This window comes from Polynucleobacter sp. 15G-AUS-farblos, assembly GCF_018882445.1.
GTDB lineage: Bacteria > Pseudomonadota > Gammaproteobacteria > Burkholderiales > Burkholderiaceae > Polynucleobacter.
This window is the reverse complement of the sequence record NZ_JACVOM010000002.1, coordinates 119,413-140,705: the sequence shown is the minus strand read 5'-3', so window position 1 is coordinate 140,705 and position 21,293 is coordinate 119,413. Positions and strand designations below refer to the sequence as shown.

The window sequence follows — 21,293 nt, the reverse complement described above, 5'->3', positions numbered from 1 at the left end:
TGTGATAAAAATCGTCTATCCGTTTTTCAATTTCACACAAAGGTACTTTATGAAAGCAATAATTGGTCTTGCAATAGGACTGGGGATGAGCGCCCTTGTCAACGCCCAGGGTATTCCAACCCTAGCAAAAGTCTACTCTGGTAATACAACTGAAACATCGATTAACGCTTCCAAGAAGAATCCGAAGACGCAAACTCAAAATGTCACGGCGACTTTAACAATCATCAAGCAAGATGGTCCTCATGTTGAGTTTACTTATGAGAATCCCAACTACAAAGCGTATGAGATTGGCACCATCTCTCCTGATGGAAAGAAGCTGCAAATTGCTTATAAGGGTGGTTCAGGCGTGTATGAGATCAGCGGCAATAAGTTAGTTGGCTGTGGCTCAGGTCGCGTGAACGAAGGACCATTTGGTCAGTGGATTAATACCTATTACGCTTGGTGCGATGATTTAAGTGCTAAGTAATCTATACGAAGAAAAAAAGTAGTAAAGAAAAAAGGCGCCTAGGGCGCCTTTTGTTCTTGAATCAAACTGATGTTGACACTACGTCGATACAGCACAGATACAACTTACTCTTTATTGCCGCCAAAGATGCCTAAGAGGGCGAGCAGGTTAGTAAAGACGTTGTATACATCAAGGTAGATAGCTAGAGTGGCCATAATGTAGTTGGTCTCACCGCCATGTACCACTCGCTGCACATCCACCAGGATGAAAGCTGAGAAGATCGCAATGGCCAAAACCATGACTGTTAGCATCAGGGCAGGTAGTTGCAACCAGATATTAGCTAAAGAGGCAACGATCAGAAGTAGAACTCCCACCATCAACCATTTACCCATTCCGGAAAAGTCACTCTTGCTGACGGTGGCGATAGTTGCCATGGTGGCAAAAATAGCAGCTGTACCGCCGAATGAGAGCATGACTAATGCAGCGCCATTGCTATAGCTATTCAAGGTGTAACCAACTAAACGGGATAACATCAGCCCCATAAAGAAGGTGAAGCCTAAAAGGAGGACAACTCCAAGACCCGTATCTTTGTTCTTCTCAATTGCCCAGAAGAAGCCAAAGGCGACTGCCATAAACACCACAAATCCCAGGAATGGGCTTTGTGCCAGGAAGTTGAATCCCATAGCAATGCCAAGCCATGCACCAATGACAGTTGGCACCATGGAGAGCGCCAATAGTGCATAGGTATTACGCAGGACGCGGTTGCGAATCTGAATAGTGCTAATTGAGCTGGTTTGCCCAAAGCCGTAAGAGTTCAAATCACTCATATTGACTCCTTCTTTATCGTTAAATCAAGAGCCCATGAAGGGCTGTTGACTGTAAGTATAGACAAAATGGGTAAATTTCAAGCCCCTATTGCAAAAGACTACAAATCATAGGGTTATGCCCTGTAAATTCAATGGCTTAGCCCTACTCATATAGGGGTAAATACGGTCAGGCAATGTATAATTTGGGGGTCGTTGAAATAGGGCGGGGTTGTAGGCCCATATCCCTTTTTTGGCCTTATTTCACAAATATCTTTGAAATCACTATTGGAGTCTTGAATGGCAATTGAACGCACCCTATCTATTATCAAACCTGATGCTGTCGCTAAAAACGTCATCGGCAAAATCTATGACCGTTTTGAATCAGCTGGTTTGAAGATTGTCGCGTCCAAAATGGCGCATCTTTCACAATCCGAAGCAGAGCAGTTCTATGCTGTTCATGCAGCCCGTCCTTTCTTTAAAGATTTGGTGAGATTCATGATTTCTGGTCCAGTCATGATTCAAGTTTTGCAAGGCGAAGGTGCTATTGCTAAAAACCGCGATTTGATGGGTGCAACTGATCCGAAGAAGGCAGACAAAGGTACTATCCGTGCTGATTTTGCTGACAGCATTGACGCTAATGCAGTTCATGGTTCTGACGCTCCTGAAACAGCTGCTGTGGAAGTTGCATTCTTCTTCCCTGGCATGAATGTTTTCAATCGTTAATCAACCACCTATTGATTGATAAGTAGGCGCATTGACCTCCCCGCGCGTAAATCTCTTAGATTTTGACGCCGACCAAATGGCGGCGTATGTCGCGGGGTTAAACGAAAAGCCCTTTAGGGCTAAGCAGCTCATGCAATGGATTCATCAGCGTGGTGTATCCGACATCAATGACATGAGTGATCTAGCAAAAAGCTTTAGAGCAACATTGCTAGACAAAGCAGAAGTACTTTCTCTTCCCATTATTAAAGATGAGCATGCGGCTGACGGCACCCGTAAGTGGTTGCTAGATGTTGGTGCTGGTAATGCAGTTGAGTCCGTGTTTATTCCTGAGGATGACCGAGGTACTCTATGTATCTCATCTCAGGCTGGTTGCGCTGTGAATTGCCGTTTTTGCTCCACTGGGCATCAAGGCTTTTCTCGTAACCTGACATCTGGTGAAATTATTGGCCAACTCTGGTTTGCAGAGCACCTGTTACGCAATGATCCAGAGGCTGTCCGCAGAATTGAAAAATATCCAACCCCAGGTTGGGAGCATACAGGCCGTGTGATTTCTAATGTGGTCATGATGGGCATGGGCGAGCCTTTGCTTAATTACGACAATGTTGTTTCTGCATTGCGTCTGATGCTTGATGATAGAGCTTACGGTTTATCGCGTCGGCGTGTGACGGTTTCCACCTCTGGTGTAGTTCCAATGATCGATCGCTTGGCACAAGACTGCCCTGTAGCACTTGCTGTGTCATTGCATGCTCCAAATGATGCATTGCGCGATCAACTAGTGCCTCTGAATCAAAAATATCCGCTACGTGAGTTGTTAGATGCTTGCGAGCGCTACTTGCCTTTTGCACCAAGAGATTTTTTAACCTTCGAATATTGCATGCTAGATGGCGTCAATGACTCCGATATTCAAGCAAAAGAATTAGTTCGTTTGCTAAGAAATATTAAATGCAAAGTGAACCTGATTCCATTTAATCCTTTCCCAGAATCTGGACTGAAGCGCTCACCAGCGCAACGTGTTCATGCATTTGCTAGCATTCTGTTAGATGCTGGCATGGTTGCTACGGTTCGTAAGACGCGTGGCGATGATATTGCCGCTGCCTGCGGTCAATTGGCGGGGGATGTTGTAGATCGCACACGTGTTCGTGAGCGCGCAGTACATGATGCAGAAATTATTCAAATACAAGAACAGCCTATTGAATGGCTTAAAAAATTGGATAGCTGATATGAAATCGTTGCCACCTTTGCCTTTAGGTCCAGCGCCAAAGCGTGCGACTCGTCAAGCAACAGTTGCTTGGAAAAGCAACATTATCACGGTTGGTGGGGATGCTCCAGTGCGCGTTCAATCCATGACCAATACCGATACTGCAGATGCGGTTGGAACTGCTATTCAAGTAAAAGAATTAGCTCGCGCTGGATCGGAGATGGTGCGCATCACTGTGAACACGCCAGAAGCTGCTGCAGCAGTTCCGTATATTCGTGAGCAGTTGGACAAGATGGATGTCTTAGTGCCACTCATTGGCGACTTTCATTACAACGGCCACACCTTATTAAATGACTACCCTGAGTGCGCTAAGGCGCTCTCTAAATACCGCATCAATCCAGGCAATGTGGGTAAGGGCGCGAAACGTGATCCACAGTTTGCGCAGATGATTGAAGCTGCTTGCAAATACGATAAGCCAATTCGTATTGGTGTGAACTGGGGAAGCTTAGATCAAGAGCTCTTGGCTAGCATCATGGATAGCAATGCCGCTTTAGCCAATCCAAAGACTGCACAAGAGGTGATGATTGAGGCGTTAATTCAGTCTGCTTTGCAGTCAGCAGAAAAGGCTGTCGAATTGGGCATGAATCCTGATCAAATACTTTTATCTTGCAAGGTGAGCAATGTGCAAGATTTGGTAGCGGTGTATCGCGATCTTGCCAGACGCTCTGACTATCCTTTGCATTTAGGTTTAACTGAAGCCGGTATGGGAAGTAAGGGGATTGTGTCCTCTACTGCCGCCATGGGAATTTTGTTGCAAGAGGGTATTGGCGACACGATCCGGGTTTCATTAACACCTGATCCTGGTGCTCCACGAGAAAACGAAGTGATCGTTGCACAGGAAATTTTGCAAACCATGGGCTTGCGTAATTTCACGCCAATGGTGATTGCTTGTCCTGGTTGCGGTAGAACGACCAGCACAACTTTCCAAGAGTTGGCGGCCGATATTCAATCTTATCTCCGTCAACAAATGCCTATTTGGAAAAAGACCCATCCTGGCGTTGAAAATATGAATGTAGCAGTGATGGGATGTATCGTGAATGGGCCAGGCGAAAGCAAGCATGCCAATATTGGTATTTCATTACCAGGCACTGGTGAAACACCAGCGGCCCCAGTATTTGTTGATGGCGTAAAAGTAAAAACATTGCGCGGTGAAAATATTGCGCAAGATTTTCAGGTCATTGTTGATGAATACGTCAAGCAAAACTATGCTGCAAAAGTGTAATCAAAACAAGAATAAAAATGACTGATCAAAACAAGCCAGAAAAAGCTCAAAAGACTCCAAAAATTAATGGCGTCCGTGGTATGAATGACTTACTGCCAGCAGATGCAGCGCAATGGGCTCATCTCGAGCATGTCTTACGTGATCTCACTCGGGCTTATGGCTATGAATTTTTAAGAACACCTATTGTGGAAGCTACCGCAGTATTCCAAAGGGGTATTGGCGAAGTTACCGACATTGTTGAAAAAGAGATGTACTCCTTTGAAGATCGATTGAATGGTGAGCAGTTGACGCTTCGTCCTGAAGGAACTGCTGCCTTAGTGCGCTCGGTAATTGAAAATAATTTGCTGTATGAAGGACCGAAGCGCCTTTGGTATACCGGACCTATGTTTCGCCATGAGCGCCCACAGCGAGGCCGTTATCGTCAGTTCCATCAATTCGGCATTGAGGCATTAGGATTTGCTGGTCCCGATATCGATGCAGAAATCATTCTCATGGGTCAGCGACTTTGGGATGAGTTGGGTTTAAAAGGAGTGCGTCTAGAGATTAATTCTTTAGGCCAGGCCAATGAACGTGCGCAACATCGCGCTGCCTTAGTGACTTATTTTGAAAAGCATCAAACTCAGTTAGATGAGGATTCACAACGACGTCTCCTGACTAATCCATTGCGTATTTTGGATTCGAAAAATCCGGAGATGCAGGCATTGATTGAGGGTGCGCCTAAATTATTGGATTTCTTAGGAGAAGAATCGCTTGCACACTTCAACTCAGTTCAGACTTTACTCAAAGCCAATAACATTCCTTGCAAAATCAACCCGCGTTTAGTGCGTGGCTTGGATTACTACAATCTCACTGTGTTTGAGTGGATTACTGAAGAGCTTGGTGCTCAAGGCACCATCGCTGGTGGTGGTCGCTATGATCCATTAATTGAGCGCATGGGTGGTAAAGCAGCACCAGCTTGTGGTTGGGCGATGGGGATGGAGCGCGTTCTTGAGTTAATGAAGGTTTCTGGATCAATTCCAGAAGCGCAGGCCCAATGCGATGTATTTGTTCTGCATCAAGGCGGCGATACCCTAACAACCGCAATGATTGTTGCTGAGCGCCTCCGTAGCGCAGGAATTGATACCATCCTTTTCTGCCCGCCAGATGGCCAATCGGCTAGCTTTAAGTCTCAAATGAAGAAGGCTGATGCCAGTGGTGCAGCCTTTGCCGTCATCATTGGGCCAGACGAATTGGCTAAGGATGAGGCGCAACTCAAAGACTTGCGGGCGAGTGGTGAGCAAAAAGCAGTCCCCTTGGAAGGGGTGTTAGAGGCTGTGATTGAGGCTCTAGTGGGCGCCTCCGAATAGAATGAGCTTAGTCGCGAACGAATTTGCAATAGAAAACAATAAATTACTAATAAACGAGCTTGGATTGATATGCCTTTAGATCTAGAAGAACAAGAACAGATAGACCAACTGAAAGCGTTTTGGCAAAAGTACCGCAACCTAATTACGGGTGTATTGACTGCGGTTCTGTTTGCATATGCAGCCTATAGTGGCTACCAATGGTGGCGTAATAGTCAGGCTAGCGAAGCCTCTAAGCTCTACGAAACCATGGTTACTGCGATTACTAAAGGCGACAAAGATCAAACTTTACGTGCTGCAAATGATCTGCAAAAAGATTTTTCTCGGACCACTTACGCAGCTATGTCAAGTTTGGTTGCCGCCAGAATTGCCTCTGATGCTGGTGATAGCGCTAAGGCAATCGATTATTTGCGTTGGGCAGCAAAGAATGCGTCAGATAACAGTTACTTGGCATTGGCTAAATTGCGTTTGGTTTCTCAACTCATCGAGCAGGGTGGTGACCAAAACTTTGCCGAGGCCGACCAGATTTTGAAAGAAAAGCCAATTCCAGGATTCGAGGCTTTGTGGTTGGAGCGTCGTGGCGACTGGTATTTGATCCAAAAGAAAAATGCAGAGGCTAAGGCAAGCTATCAAGAGGCTTGGAAAAAGTTAGATCAAGCAAAAGAGTTTCCTGAAGAAGCGCGTCGTCTCTTGAAGGTCAAGATGGATGCTCTTGGAGGAGTTGCTCAGTGATGATTTCGATGAAACAGATGACAAAGCAGTTGGTATCAGCCCTCGTTCTAGGGGCTTTAACGATTGCTTTGATTGGATGTTCTGGAAATTCACGTGTACGTAAGCCTGCAGAGTTAGCGCCGGTCAGCAATCAGTTTGAAATGCGGCCAATTTGGGAGACAAATGTTGGCTCATCGCAAACATTTAATTTTCATCCCGCTGTTGCCGGGGATGCAGTCTATGCAGCCTCGCATAGCGGCAATTTAAGCAAGATTGATTTGGCTACTGGCAAAAAAGTTTGGGAAGTAGCAGTGCCAGAGCGTTTAGCAATTGGTCCAGGAACAGATGGGCGCACAACCGTTGCTGTCGGTATTAAAGGGACGGTTTATGCCTTTGATGATTCTGGTAAGTCGCTTTGGAACATCAATATTGGTAGTGAAGTACTAAGTGAGCCGGTGGTTGCTGGCGGTGTAGTTGTGGTTCGTACGCTAGACAATCGTTTCGTGGGTTTAGATGCGCAAACAGGTGCTCGTAAATGGAATTATCAACGGCCCCAAGCTGCACTGTCATTACGTGTTGGCTATGGCATGTTGCCCATTAATAATGAAGTGGTTGTGACAGGGTTCTCTGGTGGACGCTTTGGCATGATTGCACTTGCTAATGGCGGTTTAATTTGGGAGACCCCCATTTCTTTTCCAAAAGGTTTCTCAGAAATTGAGCGACTGAATGATGTCACTGCCAAGCCAAGCCTGGAAGGCGAGGCAGTCTGTGCAGTGTCTTACCAAGGTCGTATTGGATGTGGTCAGGTGAGAACTGGAAATCTATTGTGGTACAAAGATTTTTCTAGTTATACCGGTACCGCTCAAAGCGCTGAATTAGTGTTCTCATCAAATGAAAAATCCCATATTTCTGCTTTCGCTACTAAGGATGGAACCCTGGTTTGGGAAAATACCAAATTGACTTTCCGTAATGTAGGAGAGTCTCTTGCAATTGGCCGAGTGTTGTTGATGGGCGATGCCGAAGGCTACGTCCATGCATTTTCACAGTCGAATGGCGACAATATTGCCCGCTTTCGACACGATAGCAGTCCAATCACAGCCGCTCCTATTGCAGTAGGCGGCCTCATCTTGATTCAATCTCAAGGTGGAAAACTAGCGGCGTACAGTCCAAAATGAATCCAGTCATCACTATTGTCGGTCGTCCCAATGTCGGGAAGTCGACTCTCTTTAATCGCCTCACACGTTCACGTGATGCATTGGTAGCAGATTTTTCAGGTTTAACTAGAGATCGCCATTACGGTAAAGGTCGAATTGGCGAACGCGCTTTCATTTGCGTTGATACCGGTGGATTCGAGCCTGTTGCTAAGACTGGCATTGTTGCGGAGATGGCGAAGCAAACCAAGCAAGCGGTTGCTGAGTCAGACATCATCATCTTCTTGGTTGATGGCCGCTTAGGTATGGCGCCACAAGATCGCGTGATTGCAGACTTTTTGCGCAAGACCGGACGTCCTGTAATTTTGGCTGTCAATAAGACGGAAGGGATGCAGGCAGGCGTTGTGACTGCAGACTTTCATGAGTTAGGTTTAGGTGAGCCTTTCCCGATTTCATCAGCCCATGGTGATGGTGTTCGTGGCTTAATCGACGACGCTTTAGATACACTCGGAATCCCAGAGCCTGAAGAGGAAGAGGCTGCAAACGATCCAAATCGTCCGATGAAGATTGCGGTAGTAGGACGCCCCAATGTGGGCAAATCTACTTTGATTAATAAGTTGATTGGTGAAGAGCGTGTCATTGCGTTTGATATGCCTGGGACCACACGTGATGCGATTGAGGTTCCCTTCGAACGTAATGGCAAGCCTTATATCTTGGTTGATACCGCGGGCTTGCGTCGTCGCGGAAAAGTTTTTGAAGCGATTGAAAAATTCTCTGTAGTGAAAACACTGCAAGCGATTGCGGATTGCAATGTCGTGATTCTGATGCTGGATGCACAACAAGATATTTCAGAGCAAGATGCGCATATCGCTGGATTTATTGTGGAAGCAGGCCGTGCTTTAGTGGTGGCTGTCAATAAATGGGATGGCATTGATGCCTACGTGAAAGAGCGTGCGCGTTTAGAGATTGCGCAAAAACTGCGATTCTTGGATTTCGCTAATGTGCATCCTATTTCGGCTAAAAAGGGCACCGGTCTCAAAGAATTGTTCAAAGATGTCGATGCTGCCTATGCTGCTGCAATGGCGAAATTGCCAACCCCACGTTTAACCCGTATCTTGCAAGAAGCGATTGAACATCAGCAGCCTAAACGGGTTGGCATGGGACGTCCTAAATTACGCTATGCACACCAAGGGGGCATGAATCCTCCCATTGTGGTGATTCATGGTACTTCGCTCAGTGGCGTGACTGATAGCTACAAACGATACTTAGAGGGTCGATTTAGGGATGTCTTTAAGTTGCGAGGAACGCCTTTGCGTATTCAGATGAATACGGCAAAGAACCCTTACGTCGATGCGGATAAAGGAAAAAAAGGCAAAAAACGGTGATTTGAGATAAGCTTTCAATTAGGGCTTGATTTTTAGGGATTGAGCCCAATATAGAACCTTGTAGGATTTGTAAGAGAGTTAAAAAAGCGCATTAAGAAGCCACCAAAAAAAGCAAGACTCCCAAAATAAAAGATCAATAAGGAGCAGTATGAATAACAACAAAATCCAATTACTTCAAGATCCATTTTTGAATGCCCTCCGTAAGGAGCACGTTCCCGTTTCAATTTATTTGGTAAACGGGATTAAATTACAAGGCAATATTGAGTCGTTTGATCAATATGTTGTGCTGCTACGTAACACCGTTACTCAGATGGTTTATAAGCATGCAATCTCTACGATTGTTCCTGCACGTGCGATTGAATTTCGATTAGAAGAAGGCAGCTCTGTATAACACTGGAGTTGATGCGCCGCGCGCTGTCTTAGTAGGTGTTGATACTGGGCGCGAGGATTTTGCAGACAGCATGGCCGAACTCAGTCTTTTGGCTGATAGCGCTGGCTCTATACCTACAGCTACTGTCATTGCGCGTAAGGGTAGAACGGATCCCGCTTTATTTATTGGTTCTGGTAAAGCAAATGAGATCAAGCGATTAATGGAGGAGCATGATGCAGAGCTCGCCATTTTTAATCATCCACTTTCTCCAACCCAGCAACGCAATTTAGAGCGCCATATCGGCCGTCATGTGATGGACCGAACGGGCTTAATTTTGGACATTTTTAGTCAAAGAGCTCAGAGTCATATAGGTAAGACTCAAGTTGAATTAGCGCAAGTGCGTTATCGGATGTCTCGATTGGTGAGGGCTTGGAGTCACTTGGAGCGTCAACGTGGTGGTATCGGTGTGCGTGGCGGTCCAGGCGAAACGCAGATGGAGCTCGATCGCCGTATGTTAGCGACCAAAGCGAAACGTCTAGAGAATGAGTTAGAGAAATTACAGCGTCAACAAAGAACCCAAAGAAGAGCTCGCAACCGTAAGGATGTGTTTTCCGTCTCCTTGGTGGGCTATACCAATGCCGGTAAGTCCACCTTATTTAATGCCCTCACAAAAGCAGGGACATACGCTGCCGATCAGCTTTTTGCCACCCTAGATACCACCTCCAGAAAGGTGCATTTAGAGGGTGTTGGTTCGATTGTGGTGTCGGATACGGTGGGTTTTATACGGGATTTGCCGCACCAGCTGGTGGAGGCTTTTAGGGCCACTTTGGACGAGACTATTCATGCCGACCTGATTTTGCACGTAATTGATGCTTGTAGCCCTGTTTCCAGGGAGCAAAAAGCCGAAGTAGAGGCAGTTTTAGAGGAAATTGGGGCTGATGACATCCCCCGCATTGAGGTGATGAATAAGATTGATCTCATGCCCCAAACCTTTACCCGTGGGGCTGTTCTGGAGCGGGACGCCAATGGCTTCCCAAGCCAGGTTTTCCTATCAGCCCAGACTGGCTTAGGGCTGGATTTACTCCGGTCGGCTCTAGCGGAATGCTCGCAAATGACTGATAGAATAAGGGTCGAACACAACCGTGCCAAGAAGCAAATGGCCCCGGACGAGTTTTTAGCGCCTTTACCCGAACGACCAGAGTCCTCCGAATTTAACCCGATTTCTAACCGAAGCTATATTCCTAATGACGCGTAAATTTTTAGACCTCTTTTCGGTCAATGATCCAGGTTGGGGCAATAGCCACAATTCTGGTGGATCTAAAGATGCCAAAGATGGGCAGGCGAACGATCAAGCTCCAAAAGCAGATCCCGGTAATGGTAATCAACCTGTTGAGACCCAGCCAAACAATCCTTCAACACCACCAGCCGCAAAGCCAGATGGCCCACCCGATCTAGATGAGCTCTGGCGTGATTTCAATGATCGCTTAGCTGGAATTTTTGGTGGCAAGAAAAGGCCTGGTGCAAGTCAGCCTGCCAATAAACCCAACGTAGGTGATATTCCTCCGCCATCACAGCGTGGTGGTCAGGGTGGCGGTGGTGGTAATACGCCTAGCTTTGAGTTCACCAATCCTTTCGGATCTAAAGCCAGCATTCTGATAGCAGCGGCAGGCGTTTTCTTTATTTGGATTTGTAGTGGCTTTTTTATTATTCAAGAGGGTCAAGCCGGTGTTGTGATGACCTTTGGTAAATACGACTACACCGCTAAGCCTGGTATTAATTGGCGCATGCCTTGGCCCGTTCAGGCAGATGAAACAGTCAATTTATCTGGCGTGCGCTCAGTTGAAGTAGGTCGCCCTGTCCTGATTAAAGCAACGAACCAAAAAGATTCTTCGATGTTGACTGAAGATGAAAACATTATTGATGTCCGGTTTGCTGTTCAATATCGCTTGAAAGATCCAACAGATTATTTGTTTAATAATCGCGATCCTGATGCGGCTGTTATTCAGGCTGCTGAAACAGCAGTTCGAGAAATCGTTGCACGTAGCAAGATGGATACCGTCCTTTATGAAGGGCGTGAAAAGATTGGTGTTGACTTAGCAAACTCAATCCAGAAAATCTTAGATAGCTACAAAACCGGTATTTATGTAACGAGCGTCACTGTACAAAACGTACAACCCCCTGAGCAGGTGCAAGCTGCCTTTGATGATGCAGTTAAAGCAGGTCAGGATCAGGAGCGTTTAAAGAGTGAAGGTCAGGCTTATGCCAATGACATTATTCCGCGTGCCAAGGGTACTGGTGCTCGCTTAATTCAGGAGGCAGAAGGTTATAAGGCCCGAGTGGTTGCAACCGCAGAGGGTGATGCTGCACGCTTCAAGCAAGTATTAGTGGAGTATGCAAAAGCACCTCAAGTAACGCGTGATCGGATGTACATCGACAGCATGCGTGAGATGTATGGCAATGTCACTAAGGTCTTAGTCGATACCACCAAGAGTAATAGCCTCTTGTATCTACCATTGGATAAGATTGTTGCTCAAGTTAGCGCTGAAAGTGCACAAGCCGCTAGTGGACAAGCGAATGCTGCGACAACACCAACTGGATCGGTTACTGTAGGCGGCGCTACTGGCGTTAATAATCCAGCTCCTACAGCAAGTTCTTCAGTGCCTAGCTCACCAGCCGCAAGTAACGCAGATAAACGCGATGGCTTGCGTAGTCGTGATCGGGAGGCAAGATAATGAATATGAATCGTCTGATTGCAGCTGGCATTGCTTTTATTGTCCTGGTATACATTCTCTCCTCAAGTATTTTTGTTGTTGATCAGCGTAAGTTCGCTGTGGTGTTCTCATTTGGACAAATTGTTCGAGTGATTGAAAAACCGGGCCTACAAATTAAATACCCAGCGCCATTTGAGAGCGTGCGCTTTTTTGATCGCCGCATTTTGACCATCGATAATCCTGAAGCAGAGCGTTTCATTACTGCTGAGAAAAAGAATTTATTAGTTGATTCTTATGTGAAATGGCGCATTGTTGATCCACGTAAATTCTTTATTAGCTTTAAAGGAGATGAGCGTTTAGCCCAAGATCGCCTCACTCAATTGGTTCGCTCCGCATTGAATGAAGAGTTTACGAAGCGCACTGTGCGGGAATTGATTTCTGATCAGCGTGAACAAGTCATGCAGGGCATTCGTAAAAAAGTGGCTGATGATGCTTCTGATATCGGTGTTGAAATCGTGGATGTACGCCTCAAGCGGGTTGACCTCTTGGCAGAGATTAGCGACTCAGTCTATCGACGCATGGAGGCAGAGCGTAAACGGGTCGCCAATGAGTTGCGCTCTACTGGTGCGGCAGAGTCTGACAAGATTCGCGCAAATGCAGAACGTCAACGTGACACGATTTTGGCGGAAGCCTATAGAGATGCTCAAAAGATTAAAGGTGCTGGTGATGCTAAAGCTACCGCTCTATATGCAGAGGCCTTTGGTCGCGATGCACAGTTTGCACAGTTCTATCAAAGCTTAGAAGCCTATCGAAATTCCTTCAAAGACAAGAGGGATGTCATGGTGGTTGAGCCTAATAGCGATTTCTTCAAGTTCATGCGTAAAAAATAAGAGAGTGAATTGTTTACATCATGAATCGTTGGTTGCTTCCTGAAGATATTGCAGACGTATTGCCGGCAGAGGCTCGCAAGGTAGAGAGTTTGCGTCGTAGCATTCTGGATTTATATCAATCCTATGGTTATGAATTAGTTGCGCCTCCCATTCTGGAGTTTTTGGATTCCTTGTTAACGGGTACTGGTTCAGATCTCAATTTACAAACCTTTAAATTGGTTGATCAATTGTCCGGTCGTACTCTAGGGCTGCGCGCAGACATCACGCCTCAAGTCGCTCGCATTGATGCTCACTTATTAAACCGAGCTGGTGTGACGCGTCTCTGTTATGCGGGTACAGTTGCCCATGCACGTACTCCAGTGGGTAGTTCTGCGCGTGAGCAATTGCAGCTCGGAGCCGAAATCTACGGATGCGCCACTTGGGAAGCGGATTTTGAAGCAATCTCATTACTCCTTAAGACATTAGGGCTTGCTGGCTTAAGTAAGGTTTATCTCGACTTATCTCACGCAGGTATCTTGATGGGTCTTTTGGATGGGCAAGCTTTGGATAAAGAATCGATTGAGGAGCTATACGATCTGTTGCAAAGCAAAGATCGCCCGCGCCTCACTCAATGGGCGACACGTTTACCAGCTAAAACAGCCCAAGCATTAATGGCGCTCACTGAATTGAATGGTCCTTGCTCTGAAGTATTGGTAAAAGCGAAAAAAGTGCTCCCTCAGCATGCTTCAATTGATCAGGCCTTGAGTGATCTTGAGCGTTTAGTTGCCATTACTGCAAACTTGTCTGATGGTTTAGAGCTCAGTATTGATTTATCGGATCTGCGTGGCTACCAATATCACAGCGGTGTCATGTTTGCTGCCTATGTAGAGAAGTTGCCTCAGCCGATTGCGCGAGGTGGTCGTTATGATCATGTTGGTCAGGCTTTTGGTCGCTCACGTCCAGCTACCGGTTTCTCCTTGGATTTATTAACCTTGGCAAATCTATCTCCATTAAACGTTCGCAGGATGGCGATTGCAGCACCTTGGTTGGATGACACTGCCTTGAATGCCACCATAGAGCAATTGCGAAATCGTGGAGAGGTCGTTATTCAGGTGCTCGCAGGCGGTGCAGTCGAGTCTGCTGAATATGAGTGCGATCGTGAATTAGTAAAGCAGGGCAATGCATGGGAAGTTGTGCAGAAAAAATAAGCACGCCATATTTGCTTGAGAAATAAACCTATTTTGTAATTATCTTTTGGATTTCAATATGTCTTCAAAGCAGCAAGCTAAAGGTCGTAACGTCGTTGTCATTGGCACTCAGTGGGGTGATGAAGGCAAAGGTAAGGTGGTGGATTGGTTAACGGATCATGCAAAAGCAGTTGTTCGATTTCAGGGTGGTCATAACGCAGGTCATACCTTAATCATTGGCGATAAGAAGACCATCTTACGTTTGATTCCTTCCGGAATCATGCACAAGGAAGTGATTTGCTATATCGGCAATGGCGTCGTTCTGTCACCAGAAGCGCTCTTTAAAGAAATTGGAGAGCTTGAAGCGGCTGGTCTCGATGTTCAATCTCGTTTGAAGATTTCGGAAGCAACGACTTTGATTCTGCCTTATCACGTAGCGATTGATCATGCGCGTGAAAAAAAACGTGGAGAAGCCAAAATCGGCACTACTGGTCGCGGCATCGGTCCTGCTTATGAAGATAAGGTTGCGCGTCGTGCACTACGCGTACAGGATTTATTCTATCCAGAGAAGTTTGCTGAGCAGTTAAGTGAGAACTTGGATTATCACAACTTCATGCTGACAAATTACTATGGCGCTGAGCCAGTAAGTTATGAAAAGACTTTGGCTGAGGCAATGTCTTATGCTGAGCGACTCAAGCCGATGGTGGTGGATGTATCCAGTGCACTTTATGCCGTTGAGCAGGCGGGCCAAAATTTATTATTTGAAGGCGCACAAGGAACCTTGCTTGATATTGATCACGGCACCTATCCTTATGTTACTTCTAGTAACTGTGTGGCAGGTAATGCAGCTGCTGGTTCAGGCGTTGGCCCTGATTCGCTTCAATATATCTTGGGTATTACTAAAGCCTATTGCACTCGCGTTGGCGCAGGACCATTCCCAAGCGAGCTATATGATCATGACAATCCAAGCAAGCAAGATCTAGTTGGTATTCGTCTGGCTGAAGTTGGTAAAGAATTTGGTTCAGTGACTGGGCGGCCACGTCGTACTGGTTGGTTGGATGCGGCTGCCTTAAAGCGCTCGATTCAGATCAACGGTTTATCAGGCTTATGCATTACTAAGCTTGATGTGCTTGATGGCTTTGAAACGATTCGTTTATGCGTTGGTTATCACTTAGATGGTCAAAAATTAGATGTATTGCCACGTGGTGCTGAATCCGTAGCCCGTTGCGAGCCAATCTATGAAGATTTCCCGGGCTGGAAAGGCACTACATTCGGCATTCGCGAATGGGATAAGCTACCAGTAGAAGCTCAAAACTTCCTACGTCGTATCGAGCAAGTTGCTGGTAAGCCAATTGCCATGGTATCTACAGGTCCTGAGCGTGATGAAACCATCTTGCTCCAGCACCCATTCCAAGATTGATTAACAATATTCGATTCTCTTTTTTTATTAACTTAAGTCTTAGAAACAAAGGTTTACAAAATGACTGCGCGCACCACCTGTAATAGCCTCCAAGTTGCAACCCCTCTTTATCGTTTTATTGAAGACAAAGTTCTTCCTGGAACGGGTATTAAAAGTGCAGATTTTTGGGAAGGCTTTGATCAGATCGTCAAAGATCTCACACCCAAGAACGATGCATTGCTGGCTAAGCGTGACCGTATTCAAGTAGATTTAGATAAATGGCATCAAGCCAATCCAGGTCCAATCAAGGATATGCCTGCCTATCGTCAATTCTTGAAGCAAATTGGGTATTTAGATGAAGTGCCAGGTAAGGTTGTTGGCACTACACAAAATGTGGATGATGAGCTTGCTCTCCAAGCTGGCCCACAATTAGTCGTTCCAGTTCTCAATGCGCGCTATGCATTGAATGCAGCAAATGCGCGTTGGGGTTCTTTGTACGATGCTTTGTATGGCACTGATGTGCTCTCAGAAGAAGATGGTGCTACTAAAGCTGGCGGATACAACCCAATTCGTGGCGCTAAGGTGGTGGCCTTTGCTCGTAACTTTTTAGATCAAGCCGCTCCTTTAGCTAAAGGCTCTCATCGTGACTCTGTGGCATACACAGTGGATAGCAATAAGCTGTCTATCAAATTGAAAGATGGTGGCTCTACTGGCTTAGCTGATGAGAAGCAATTTGTAGGATATCAAGGTGATGCAGCTGCGCCAAGCTCGGTCTTATTGCGCAACAACGGTGTGCATATTGATATTGAAATTGATAAGAGCAAAACCATTGGTGCTAGCGATCCTGCTGGCATTAACGATGTCGTTTTGGAAGCAGCTTTATCTACTATTTTGGATTTGGAAGACTCTATCGCAGCAGTCGATGCCGATGACAAAGTCCTTGCCTATGAAAACTGGCTCGGTATCTTGAAGGGTACTTTAGTTGAGCAAGTCAGTAAGGGTGGCAAAACAATCACCCGCGCACTCAATCCGGATCGTCAATACAAAGCGGGCATCGGTGCTGTCAATGCAAAAGATGGCATTGTGACCTTACATGGCCGCTCACTCTTGTTCCTGCGTAATGTAGGCCACTTGATGACCAACCCAGCAATTATGACCGGCGAAGGTAAAGAGATCTACGAAGGCATCTTGGATGCAGTAGTGACAGTATTAATTGCCTTGTATGACATTAATCGTCCTGCTAGCCAGGCGATTGGCAATACACGTAAGGGTTCTGTTTATATCGTTAAACCCAAAATGCACAGCCCAGAAGAAGTGGCATTTGCTGCGGAGCTCTTTGGCCGTGTTGAAAAGTTATTGGGTTTACCAGCAGATACCGTGAAGCTTGGCATCATGGATGAAGAGCGTCGTATGAGCGCCAACATTAAGGCAGCAATTGCTGCTGCAGGTGCACGGGTTGCCTTTATTAATACCGGCTTCTTGGATCGTACTGGTGATGAAATGCACACCGCGATGTATGCAGGCCCAATGATGCGTAAGGGCGATATGAAGACCAGCAAGTGGTTATCTGCTTACGAGCGTCGTAACGTTTTTGCTGGTCTAGATTGTGGTCTACGTGGTCGTGCGCAAATCGGTAAGGGTATGTGGGCTATGCCCGATATGATGAAAGCCATGGTTGAGCAGAAAATTGTTCATCCAAAGGCCGGCGCTAATACGGCTTGGGTTCCTTCACCAACAGCCGCGACCTTACATGCCTTGCACTACCATCAAGTCAATGTAGCTGAGCTACAAAAGGAAATGGAAAAGTTAGATACCGCAGCTGAAGCTGAAGCGCTGATCAATGATTTGTTAACTGTTCCCGTAGTTGAAAAGGCAAACTGGTCTAAGGAAGAGATTCAGCAGGAGTTAGACAACAACTGCCAGGGTATCTTGGGTTATGTGGTTCGTTGGATCGATCAAGGTGTTGGTTGCTCTAAGGTGCCTGATATTCATAACGTGGGCCTAATGGAAGACCGTGCGACATTGCGTATTTCAAGCCAGCATATTGCGAACTGGTTATTGCATGGCATTGTGACTGCGGATCAGGTGAATGAGAGCTTGCAGCGCATGGCTAAAGTGGTGGATGGTCAGAATGCTGGCGATGCTTTGTATAAGCCGATGATGCCAAACTACAAAGATTCCTATGCGTATAAAGCAGCTAGTGATCTCATCTTCAAGGGTCTTGAACAGCCAAATGGCTATACCGAGCCATTACTCCATGCATGGCGTCTTGAAGTAAAGAAGGCTTACGCTTAAATAGCTGGGCTCATCTTTTGGCAGAATGGATTTGTCGTGAGGCAAATCCATTTTTGTTTTGAGACTCAAGCCTCTGGCCAGATAATGAAGATATGTTCAGCTTCTTAAATCCCTTTGCACGCTCCGTGCCAACTTACCCATTTCAGAGAAATGATGGGGGTAGGGAGGCGGCTGGCTTTAAAGGGGGAGCTGGCGATTGTGTGGTTCGATCTATTGCAATCGCAGCGAATTTGCCTTACCTAAAGGTCTATGAGGACTTAAGGGCCGCCAATGCCAGCTATGCGGATCTACGCAACGATAAGCTAGCTCGGCGCTTAAATCAGACCGGCTCATCTCCGCGCAATGGCAATCATCGAAACGTCTTTCATGATTACATCATTGCACTTGGTTTTGAGTGGGTTCCCACCATGAAAGTCGGGGCAGGGTGTCAGGTGCACCTAAGGCCAAATGAGCTTCCTGAAGGCGTGCTAATTGTTAAGGTTTCCAAGCACTTAACTGCGATTATTGATGGAAAGATTCAAGATACCCATGACCCTTCGAGAGGTGGAAATCGTTGTGTTTATGGTTATTACCGCAAGCGATAGGGTATCAAAAAGCTATAAAACACCCAAGAAAAAAGCCTCTAAAAGAAATAGAGGCTTTTTTGATCATATTAGGTCATTTAATACCTAAAAACGCTAAAAAATCGGTTTTTTACTACCAATTTGCGCTGTTTTTGTGACTTTTCTGTTCCATCATCTTAGCTTCAGCCCAGGCTGAGGCAAGTAGGATAAAAAAGTCGCGAATAGCGAATAAAGGCTTAAAACTAAAGATGGTTGAATCGTGAAACTGTACTGAGTTTGAATGTGCCATTTTGCATCTCCTTAAGGGTATACCCTAATGATACTCCTCATTTAGCAAAATTGTTGCAGGACAGCACATCAATGATATTTGTGTTGGTATTTGGCTCTCCAGGCCTGTCTGTAGACATTGGTCATATTGATCATGGCTGAGGTAGTCCAAGCCAGGGAGAAGAGGCCAGTAAATGCGATAAAGAAAGCCAAGCTTTTCCACCCATATGGGAGGCTATCAGGAGCAAAGCCTACGGTGGTGTAGCAACTACCAGAAAAGATGATGGCGGTCAGGGTGTCATCTACGAGGCCTAGCAGTCTTAAAAAGACTGCCCAAAGTAGGACTTCAAAAATATGAATTAAGGCTAAGGAGTTAAAGGCTACATATAAATGGAAAAACACCCAGCTGTACTGTTTTTTTGCCAAATTGTTCTCAGTTAGGCGATCAAATCTCATGGTTACTTTATTAATGGCACTGCCGTGATAAATGAGAATGATCAATAAGAGAAAGGTCCCGACTAGGATCTCTTTTAATAGAGGCAAAAGAAAAGGGTAGTTGCTGAGGAAGGTATTCATTAGCTAAATCTAGTGGGGTATCTGAAACGGGGATTGGTCTTAAGGTTGATAATGACATACTCCTCTAATTCAAGTAAAGCCTGCATTGAACGCACCAGCATCTCCGGAAAAACAGAGAAAAGAACGTTTCTTCTTGTTCGCGCTAGCGGGGATTCAGTTCACCCATATCTTGGACTTCATGATCATGATGCCCTTGGGGCCAGAGTTTATTTCAGAGCTCAATATCAATACGCATCAATTTGGCCTATTACTTTCTTCTTATACCTTTGCCGCTGCGATCGCAGGGATCTTTGCCACTTACTATGTTGATCGCTTTGAGCGTCGCCAATTACTACTGAGTTTGTATGCCTGTTTTATTGTGGCGACTTTGGCCTGTGGTTTAGCGCCTAGCTATGAAAGCCTTTTTATTGCACGTGCATTTGCTGGAGCATTTGGCGGCATCTTAGGCTCATTGGTGCAGACTATTGTGGCTGATTCCATTCCGTTTGAGCGAAGAGGAAAGGCTCTGGGAACTGTGATGGCTGCTTTCTCGGTCTCTACGGTTGCGGGCGTGCCGCTCAGTTTATTTCTAGCGCACCACATTACTTTCTTGGGATGGCGTGCTCCATTTTTCTTTATCGCGCTGATCTCATTATTGATTTTGTATTTAGGCTATCGCAATATTCCCAAGATCGCTGGACATCTAGATCACGTTCATGAGGGTAGTCGCATGAGTCAAATCTTGAAGATTTTGCTTGCGCACCAGCATATCAAGGCCTTTATCTTTATGGCCTTCATCATGATCACGGGATTCTCGGTGATTCCCTATATTGCGCTCTATCTGACCTCGAATGTGGGCATTGATAGTTCTTATATTTCTCTGATTTATCTGTGCGGGGGCATCGCAACCCTGATGAGCTCCCGTTTCATTGGTCATATGGCAGATCAATACGGCAAGGTAAAGGTGTTTCGATTCTTGGCGGTAGTGAGTCTCGTTCCATTGCTAGTGACTACCAATTTGCCAGTGACCCCTCTGTGGATTGTGCTCATCAACTCAACAGCATTCTTTATTTTGGTATCAGGAAGAATGATTCCTGCAATGGCCATGGTAAGTCAGGTGGTGGAAAATAAAATCCGCGGAACCTTTATGAGCTTGATTGGATCAGTTCAAATGTTCGCATCGGGTATTGCGACTGTCCTGGCCGGAATGGTGGTCACTATCGGCCCCGATGGCAAGATGGAGCACTACAACATCGTGGGTTATGGCGCAGTATTTTGTGGGCTCATCACAATTTGGCTGGTAGGATATATTCATTCAGATACTAAAAAAACGTAAAGGAGCGACTATGGTGCAATTTACAAGACCTGATGGCAAAACAGTTGACGGCTATTTAGTGGAGCCACCTAATAAGCCAAATGCCCCTGGAGTGGTGGTGATTCAGGAGTGGTGGGGTATGGATGATCAAATTAAAGAAGTGGCTGATCGCTTAGCCCAGGCCGGTTATCGCGCATTAGTTCCCGATTTATATCGTGGCAAATTGGCGCTAGAGGCTCATGAGGCAGAGCATTTGATGAATGATTTAAATTTTGGCGATGCCGCTTCTCAAGATATTCGTGGAGCCGTTCAATATCTCAAAGCTACTGGTAGCTCAAAAGTGGCTGTGACTGGTTTTTGTATGGGTGGAGCGCTGACAGTGCTGTCTGCCTGCTTTGTACCTGAGTTGGATGCAACGGTAGTTTGGTATGGTAATCCGCCAGCAGAATTTGTGGATGCAAAAAATATTACTAAGCCCATGATGGGGCATTGGTCGATGCAGGATGAATTTTTCTCACCAGCCAGCGTTGATGAGTTGGAGCAGAAGTTAAAAAGCGCAGGTGTCGAGTATGAATTTCATCGCTACGACGCTAAGCATGCTTTTGCAAATCCCCAATCAGATAAGCGTGGCTTGGCACCCTTGCAATACCATCATGAGTCTTCTGAATTGGCCTGGAAACGCTCGCTTGAGTTTCTGAAGAAGCATTTATCTTAAACA

Annotated in this window: 20 protein-coding genes; 18 read left to right on the top strand and 2 right to left on the bottom strand. The window is 45.9% G+C overall.

Annotated elements, in window-relative coordinates; translation table 11 throughout:
* Nucleotides 1-85: 85 nt before the first annotated feature.
* Nucleotides 86-466 carry a hypothetical protein gene (locus tag ICN41_RS03985; RefSeq protein ID WP_216291532.1) on the top strand — a complete coding sequence of 127 codons (381 nt, stop codon included), beginning with the start codon at nt 86-88 and terminating at the stop codon, nt 464-466.
* Nucleotides 467-570: 104 nt separating this feature from the next.
* On the opposite strand, the gene ICN41_RS03980 is transcribed toward ICN41_RS03985, so the two are convergent.
* Nucleotides 571-1,272, bottom strand: coding sequence for a Bax inhibitor-1/YccA family protein (locus tag ICN41_RS03980; protein WP_216291531.1), 702 nt, complete (start codon nt 1,270-1,272; stop codon nt 571-573).
* A gap of 276 nt (nt 1,273-1,548) precedes the next feature.
* Between ICN41_RS03980 and ndk the strand changes: the two genes are divergently transcribed.
* From ndk to ICN41_RS03905, 15 genes are all read left to right on the top strand, one after another.
* Complete coding sequence (gene ndk, locus ICN41_RS03975) at nt 1,549-1,974, top strand: nucleoside-diphosphate kinase (protein WP_216291530.1); 426 nt, start codon at nt 1,549-1,551, stop codon at nt 1,972-1,974.
* 31 nt (nt 1,975-2,005) lie between these two features.
* On the top strand, nt 2,006-3,193 hold the full coding sequence (gene rlmN / locus ICN41_RS03970; RefSeq protein WP_216291529.1) for a 23S rRNA (adenine(2503)-C(2))-methyltransferase RlmN: 1,188 nt from the start codon (nt 2,006-2,008) through the stop codon (nt 3,191-3,193).
* 1 nt (nt 3,194) lies between these two features.
* Nucleotides 3,195-4,454 carry a flavodoxin-dependent (E)-4-hydroxy-3-methylbut-2-enyl-diphosphate synthase gene (gene ispG, locus ICN41_RS03965; protein ID WP_216291528.1) on the top strand — a complete coding sequence of 420 codons (1,260 nt, stop codon included), beginning with the start codon at nt 3,195-3,197 and terminating at the stop codon, nt 4,452-4,454.
* A gap of 17 nt (nt 4,455-4,471) precedes the next feature.
* Complete coding sequence (gene hisS / locus ICN41_RS03960) at nt 4,472-5,800, top strand: histidine--tRNA ligase (protein ID WP_216291527.1); 1,329 nt, start codon at nt 4,472-4,474, stop codon at nt 5,798-5,800.
* A 69-nt stretch (nt 5,801-5,869) separates the two neighbouring features.
* Nucleotides 5,870-6,529, top strand: a complete 660-nt coding sequence (locus ICN41_RS03955) for a tetratricopeptide repeat protein (RefSeq protein WP_216291526.1) — start codon at nt 5,870-5,872, stop codon at nt 6,527-6,529.
* A gap of 17 nt (nt 6,530-6,546) precedes the next feature.
* On the top strand, nt 6,547-7,683 hold the full coding sequence (bamB, locus tag ICN41_RS03950) for an outer membrane protein assembly factor BamB (RefSeq protein ID WP_255537887.1): 1,137 nt from the start codon (nt 6,547-6,549) through the stop codon (nt 7,681-7,683).
* Complete coding sequence (gene der / locus ICN41_RS03945; protein ID WP_216291524.1) at nt 7,680-9,044, top strand: ribosome biogenesis GTPase Der; 1,365 nt, start codon at nt 7,680-7,682, stop codon at nt 9,042-9,044. Before bamB ends, der begins: the two co-directional genes overlap by 4 nt.
* Before the next feature lie 148 nt (nt 9,045-9,192).
* Nucleotides 9,193-9,435 carry an RNA chaperone Hfq gene (hfq, locus tag ICN41_RS03940; protein WP_216291523.1) on the top strand — a complete coding sequence of 81 codons (243 nt, stop codon included), beginning with the start codon at nt 9,193-9,195 and terminating at the stop codon, nt 9,433-9,435.
* On the top strand, nt 9,428-10,669 hold the full coding sequence (hflX, locus tag ICN41_RS03935; protein WP_255537904.1) for a GTPase HflX: 1,242 nt from the start codon (nt 9,428-9,430) through the stop codon (nt 10,667-10,669). The genes hfq and hflX overlap by 8 nt, the downstream gene beginning before the upstream one ends.
* The gene (gene hflK / locus ICN41_RS03930; protein ID WP_216291521.1) at nt 10,659-12,146 is read left to right on the top strand and encodes an FtsH protease activity modulator HflK; all 1,488 of its coding nucleotides are present in this window, start codon (nt 10,659-10,661) and stop codon (nt 12,144-12,146) included. Before hflX ends, hflK begins: the two co-directional genes overlap by 11 nt.
* A 5-nt stretch (nt 12,147-12,151) precedes the next feature.
* Nucleotides 12,152-13,015, top strand: a complete 864-nt coding sequence (gene hflC, locus ICN41_RS03925) for a protease modulator HflC (RefSeq protein WP_216291739.1) — start codon at nt 12,152-12,154, stop codon at nt 13,013-13,015.
* Nucleotides 13,016-13,035: 20 nt separating this feature from the next.
* On the top strand, nt 13,036-14,202 hold the full coding sequence (locus tag ICN41_RS03920) for an ATP phosphoribosyltransferase regulatory subunit (RefSeq protein ID WP_216291520.1): 1,167 nt from the start codon (nt 13,036-13,038) through the stop codon (nt 14,200-14,202).
* 58 nt (nt 14,203-14,260) lie between these two features.
* A complete protein-coding gene (locus ICN41_RS03915) occupies nt 14,261-15,601 on the top strand; it encodes an adenylosuccinate synthase (protein WP_216291519.1) in 1,341 nt (446 codons plus the stop codon).
* 60 nt (nt 15,602-15,661) lie between these two features.
* The gene (locus tag ICN41_RS03910; RefSeq protein WP_216291518.1) at nt 15,662-17,875 is read left to right on the top strand and encodes a malate synthase G; all 2,214 of its coding nucleotides are present in this window, start codon (nt 15,662-15,664) and stop codon (nt 17,873-17,875) included.
* 92 nt (nt 17,876-17,967) lie between these two features.
* Nucleotides 17,968-18,459, top strand: a complete 492-nt coding sequence (locus ICN41_RS03905) for a hypothetical protein (protein ID WP_216291517.1) — start codon at nt 17,968-17,970, stop codon at nt 18,457-18,459.
* A 336-nt stretch (nt 18,460-18,795) separates the two neighbouring features.
* Here ICN41_RS03905 and ICN41_RS03900 read toward each other — a convergent pair whose 3' ends face one another.
* Nucleotides 18,796-19,161 carry a hypothetical protein gene (locus ICN41_RS03900; protein WP_255537886.1) on the bottom strand — a complete coding sequence of 122 codons (366 nt, stop codon included), beginning with the start codon at nt 19,159-19,161 and terminating at the stop codon, nt 18,796-18,798.
* 205 nt (nt 19,162-19,366) lie between these two features.
* On the opposite strand from ICN41_RS03900, the gene ICN41_RS03895 reads away from it, so the two are divergent.
* Both ICN41_RS03895 and ICN41_RS03890 read left to right on the top strand, forming a co-directional pair.
* The gene (locus ICN41_RS03895; RefSeq protein WP_255537885.1) at nt 19,367-20,596 is read left to right on the top strand and encodes an MFS transporter; all 1,230 of its coding nucleotides are present in this window, start codon (nt 19,367-19,369) and stop codon (nt 20,594-20,596) included.
* Between the two features lie 10 nt (nt 20,597-20,606).
* Nucleotides 20,607-21,290 (top strand): dienelactone hydrolase family protein, encoded by a 684-nt coding sequence (locus ICN41_RS03890; RefSeq protein WP_216291515.1) that lies wholly within the window; start codon nt 20,607-20,609, stop codon nt 21,288-21,290.
* The last annotated feature ends 3 nt before the right edge of the window (nt 21,291-21,293 follow it).

Bases quoted from the DNA above. Each gene is read 5' to 3' on its own strand.
- ICN41_RS03985 (WP_216291532.1), top strand. From the start codon at position 86: ATGAGCGCCCTTGTCAACGCCCAGGGTATTCCAACCCTAGCAAAAGTC.
- ICN41_RS03980 (WP_216291531.1), bottom strand. From the start codon at position 1,272: ATGAGTGATTTGAACTCTTACGGCTTTGGGCAAACCAGCTCAATTAGC.
- ndk (WP_216291530.1), top strand. From the start codon at position 1,549: ATGGCAATTGAACGCACCCTATCTATTATCAAACCTGATGCTGTCGCT.
- ispG (WP_216291528.1), top strand. From the start codon at position 3,195: ATGAAATCGTTGCCACCTTTGCCTTTAGGTCCAGCGCCAAAGCGTGCG.
- hisS (WP_216291527.1), top strand. From the start codon at position 4,472: ATGACTGATCAAAACAAGCCAGAAAAAGCTCAAAAGACTCCAAAAATT.
- ICN41_RS03955 (WP_216291526.1), top strand. From the start codon at position 5,870: ATGCCTTTAGATCTAGAAGAACAAGAACAGATAGACCAACTGAAAGCG.
- bamB (WP_255537887.1), top strand. From the start codon at position 6,547: ATGACAAAGCAGTTGGTATCAGCCCTCGTTCTAGGGGCTTTAACGATT.
- der (WP_216291524.1), top strand. From the start codon at position 7,680: ATGAATCCAGTCATCACTATTGTCGGTCGTCCCAATGTCGGGAAGTCG.
- hfq (WP_216291523.1), top strand. From the start codon at position 9,193: ATGAATAACAACAAAATCCAATTACTTCAAGATCCATTTTTGAATGCC.
- hflK (WP_216291521.1), top strand. From the start codon at position 10,659: ATGACGCGTAAATTTTTAGACCTCTTTTCGGTCAATGATCCAGGTTGG.
- hflC (WP_216291739.1), top strand. From the start codon at position 12,152: ATGAATCGTCTGATTGCAGCTGGCATTGCTTTTATTGTCCTGGTATAC.
- ICN41_RS03920 (WP_216291520.1), top strand. From the start codon at position 13,036: ATGAATCGTTGGTTGCTTCCTGAAGATATTGCAGACGTATTGCCGGCA.
- ICN41_RS03915 (WP_216291519.1), top strand. From the start codon at position 14,261: ATGTCTTCAAAGCAGCAAGCTAAAGGTCGTAACGTCGTTGTCATTGGC.
- ICN41_RS03910 (WP_216291518.1), top strand. From the start codon at position 15,662: ATGACTGCGCGCACCACCTGTAATAGCCTCCAAGTTGCAACCCCTCTT.
- ICN41_RS03905 (WP_216291517.1), top strand. From the start codon at position 17,968: ATGTTCAGCTTCTTAAATCCCTTTGCACGCTCCGTGCCAACTTACCCA.
- ICN41_RS03900 (WP_255537886.1), bottom strand. From the start codon at position 19,161: ATGAGATTTGATCGCCTAACTGAGAACAATTTGGCAAAAAAACAGTAC.
- ICN41_RS03890 (WP_216291515.1), top strand. From the start codon at position 20,607: ATGGTGCAATTTACAAGACCTGATGGCAAAACAGTTGACGGCTATTTA.